The 3,558-nt window shown below is 74.7% G+C and carries 4 protein-coding genes; 1 reads left to right on the forward strand and 3 read right to left on the reverse strand.

Features of this window, described 5'->3' with window-relative positions:
• The coding region (locus AC51EU_RS28580; RefSeq protein WP_496269984.1) for a hypothetical protein at positions 1–599 on the reverse strand (599 nt) is incomplete at its 3' end.
• Positions 599–1,870 (reverse strand): VWA domain-containing protein, encoded by a 1,272-nt coding sequence (locus AC51EU_RS28585; RefSeq protein WP_496269985.1) that lies wholly within the window; start codon positions 1,868–1,870, stop codon positions 599–601. The genes AC51EU_RS28585 and AC51EU_RS28580, both read right to left, overlap by 1 nt.
• A gap of 228 nt (positions 1,871–2,098) precedes the next feature.
• Here AC51EU_RS28585 and AC51EU_RS28590 point away from each other — a divergent pair, with 228 nt between their 5' ends.
• Positions 2,099–2,656, forward strand: a complete 558-nt coding sequence (locus tag AC51EU_RS28590; protein ID WP_496269986.1) for a DUF7144 family membrane protein — start codon at positions 2,099–2,101, stop codon at positions 2,654–2,656.
• 21 nt (positions 2,657–2,677) lie between these two features.
• On the opposite strand, the gene AC51EU_RS28595 is transcribed toward AC51EU_RS28590, so the two are convergent.
• Positions 2,678–3,558: universal stress protein (locus AC51EU_RS28595; RefSeq protein ID WP_496269987.1), on the reverse strand; the 881-nt coding region annotated here is incomplete at its 5' end.

Below are 3,558 nucleotides of genomic sequence, written 5' to 3' on the forward strand. Positions count from 1 at the left end.
ACGAGCGGGGCGGCGAGCCTGCCGTCCACGGCGGCGGAGCCGCCCTGGTCGTCGGCGGTGGCCTCCATCTCGGCGCGCACCGGCAGACCGAGGTCGCTCTGTGACAGACCGACCGCGGTCACCCGCACGTAATAGCGGCCCGGCAGCGGGTCGTTGGCCCACGGCTGTGACCAAGCGCGGACGGTGCGCAGGGTGCAGGACAGCTCGACCGCGCCGCTGTCCTTGTCCGTGGCCCTGGTCTGCGCGCCGTACGTGCACGCCTGACGGCGGCGCAGCCCGTCGTACACATCGATCTGCCAGGTGGCCGCGCCGTGCCGGGCGGACGGCGCGGGCGTCACCTTGGCCTTGACGGTGGCGCGCTGCCCCGCGTCCAGCGGCAGCGACCAGTAGAGGTAGTCACCGGTGGAGGCGCTGGCGGTGGCGCGCTGTCCCGGCTGGACGGCGGTAGCGGTACGGAAGGAGGTGCCGGCCTCGGTCGGCGCGGCCTGTTCCCCGTCGGCGCTCGCGCTCGGCGACGGGTCGGCGGCGGCCGCCTGGGCGCCGCCGAGGAGGGCGGCGCCGGCCAGGACGGCGGAGGTCAGCAGACGTACGGTACGCATCAGTCGTTCGTCCTCCAGACGGTCACGCGCCAGCGGGAGAGCCAGCCCCACAGCAGGCCGGCGATGAATCCGGCCACCACCATCGCGCCCAGCAGCCACCAGCCGCGGCCCAGGCCGAGGAACGCCGGGTCGGAGGCGTCGCGGGGGCCGTCCACCAGGTCGACGGCGAGTTCGACGGGCAGGCCCGGGTCCCTCTTGACGGAGGCGGGCGCGGAGAAGGAGTTGCTGACGCGCAGGCAGACGGTCTCCGTCTGCGGCGTGCCGTCGTCCTTGGGGAGTTCCGCCTTGGGGTAGCGCAGCCCGGAGGAGATCACATCGGTGCGGCCGTCACCGGCCTCGGAGCCGCGGACGATCTCCCGGCCGTGCAGGGTCGAGGCCCGCAGCAGCACCCCGTAGTCGTCGTCGACCGCGCGGTCCGCCGCGACGCTCACCGAGGCGCGCAGCTCCTGGCCGGCCGGGACGTCGACCCGGTACCAGCGGTGCTCACCGAACTTCTCGCGGTCGCTGTACAGGCCGGGCGTCAGCTTCGGCGCGTCGGCGCACTGCTGCGTCCCCTCGGTGGCCACCGGGGTGACGACGGGTTTGGCGGCCCGGTCCACCAACTGGTGGACCCGGTCGCGGAGTTCACCGGAGTGCTGCACCGAGGTGTAGGTGCCGCCGGTCGCCTCGGCGATGCAGCTGAGCTGCCTGCGGGTCTTGGCGTCGGGCAGCAGCCCGAGGGTGTCGATGGTGAGATGGATGCCCTGGGCGGCGATGTCGCGCGCCACCTGGCAGGGGTCGAGCGGGGCGCAGGTGTCCTCGCCGTCCGTGATGAGGACGATCCTGCGGGGCCCGTCACCGCCCTTGAGGTCCTTCGCGGCGCCCAGCAGGGCCGGGCCGATGGGCGTCCAGCCGGTCGGGACGAGGGTGGCCACCGCGGCCTTGGCCTCGTTGCGGTCGAGCGGCCCGACCGGGTAGAGCTGCCGGGTGTCCTTGCAGCCCACCTGCCGGTCGTCACCGGGGTAGTTGGCGCCCAGGGTGCGGATGCCGAGCTCGACGCCCTCCGGCACCGCGTCCAGCACCTCGTTGAACGCCTGCTTCGCCGCGGCCATCCGGCTCTGCCCGTCGATGTCGCGGGCCCGCATCGAGCCGCTGACGTCGAGCGTCAACTCGACCTTCGGGGTCTCGCCGGGGACCGGTTCGCCGGCACTGGCCGGTGTGGGGAGCAACGCGACGGTCATCGCGGCGAGCAGCCCGCAGACCCCGGCCGCCAACCGTTTTCTTGTGATCATCGGTGGATCGTATGGAGAAAGGCTCCCGCACTTCAAAACGGCCGCCGCGCACGGGCGGATACCGGACGGGACCACCCGCCGCACGGCGCGTCACCCCGGGAGGACGGGCCCCGAACGGGCCCGCGCCGGGGCCGAACGGCCCACGGGCCGCGGCCGCCGGCGGCGTCAGTCTGGAGGACAGGAGTGCCCGGCCGGGAGGCGGCCGGGCCGCTGGGGAAGGAGCGCGACATGGCCACGCACACCGCGGCCGGCCGGCCCGCCGTACCGGGTTACCTCGCGGCGTCCGGCAGGACCTTGTTCGGCGCCACGATGATGATCGCCGCCGGCCTGATGATGCTGATGGAGGGCATCGCCGCCCTCGTCCGCAGCCCGGTCTTCTTCGCGGCGAACGGCTATGTGTACCGGTTCAGCCTGGCGGGCTGGGGCGTGATCCATCTCGTCCTCGGCATCGTCATCGTGCTGTCCGGCGCCGCGGTCCTGGGCGGCGCGGCGTGGGCGCGGGGCGTCGGCATCACCCTGGCCGTGCTGGGGATGTTCGCCCAGTTCCTCTGGGCGCCCTTCCACCCCTTCTGGGCGCTGGTGCTGATCGCGCTGAACGGCGTGGTCGTCTGGGCGCTGTGCACCGGTGACGGAGCCCGTGCCGAACGCGCCGGACACCGGGGAACCCCGGTCGCGGGCGGCTGGAACGCGGCCGCGCCCCAAGGAACCACGGGACAGCAGGGAACCACGGACGCGGGGGCCGCGCCCCCGGCGCCCCCGGACGAGGGGACCACGCCCGAGCGGTGACCGCGCCCGAGCGCGCGGGCGTCAGGCGTGCGGGACGACGGCCACCGGGGCACGGCAGTGGTGCAGCACCGCGTGCGTCACATGCCCGATGCGCGGCGGCACGGCCCACGCCCGCTTGACGCGCCGTCCGACGACGACGAGCGCGGCGCCCGCGCCGGCCTCCACCACATGGCCGGCCGGACGGCCCACCACGCACTGCTCGGTGACCTCCACCCCCGGGAACCGCTCCCGCCACGGACGCAGCGCCGCCGATGTCATCTCCTGCTCCTGCACACCGATGTCGGACTCCCAGTCGCGCTCCGACCCCACCCCGTGCGTGTAGAAGGCGGGCGGGGTCCAGCCGTGCACCACCCGCAGCGGGGCCCCGCGGAGCCCGGCCGCCTCGAACGCGAAGTGGATGACCTCGCCGAACGGCCGGCTCACGTCCAGACCGAGCACCACGGGCGCCGGGCCCCGGTCCGCCGCCGGCTCGTCGTCGGCCTCCGTGCCGGCGCGGACCAGGACGACGGGCCGCTCGGCGTGCGCGACGGTGGACATCGCCACCGAGCCCACGAGGAAACCGGCCAGGCCGCCGAGGCCGGGCGTGCCGATCACCAGCAGCTCCGACTCCTTCGCGGCGGCGCACAGCATCTCCGGGGGCGGGCCGGTCACCTGGTCGGCGGTGATCTCCAGGTCCGGGAAGTCGCCGCGGAGCCGTTCCGCGATGTCGTGCGGGGCCCGTTCGGACCAGGGCCTGGGGATCTCCGTACCCGTCAGCGGCGCGTGGGAGTAGGGCTGCCACTCCCACGCGTACAGCAGCCTCAGCGGCACCTCCCGGCGCTCGGCCTCGCGGGCGCCCCAGCCGGCGGCGGCCAGGCTCGGGGGAGTGCCGTCCACACCGACGGTCACAGGGCGGGTCATGA

The organism is Candidatus Streptomyces philanthi, from assembly GCF_059553635.1.

Excerpts from the sequence above, each read along its gene's own strand:
- AC51EU_RS28590 (WP_496269986.1), top strand. The coding sequence starts at position 2,099 with ATGGCCACGCACACCGCGGCCGGCCGGCCCGCCGTACCGGGTTACCTC.
- AC51EU_RS28585 (WP_496269985.1), bottom strand. The coding sequence starts at position 1,870 with ATGATCACAAGAAAACGGTTGGCGGCCGGGGTCTGCGGGCTGCTCGCC.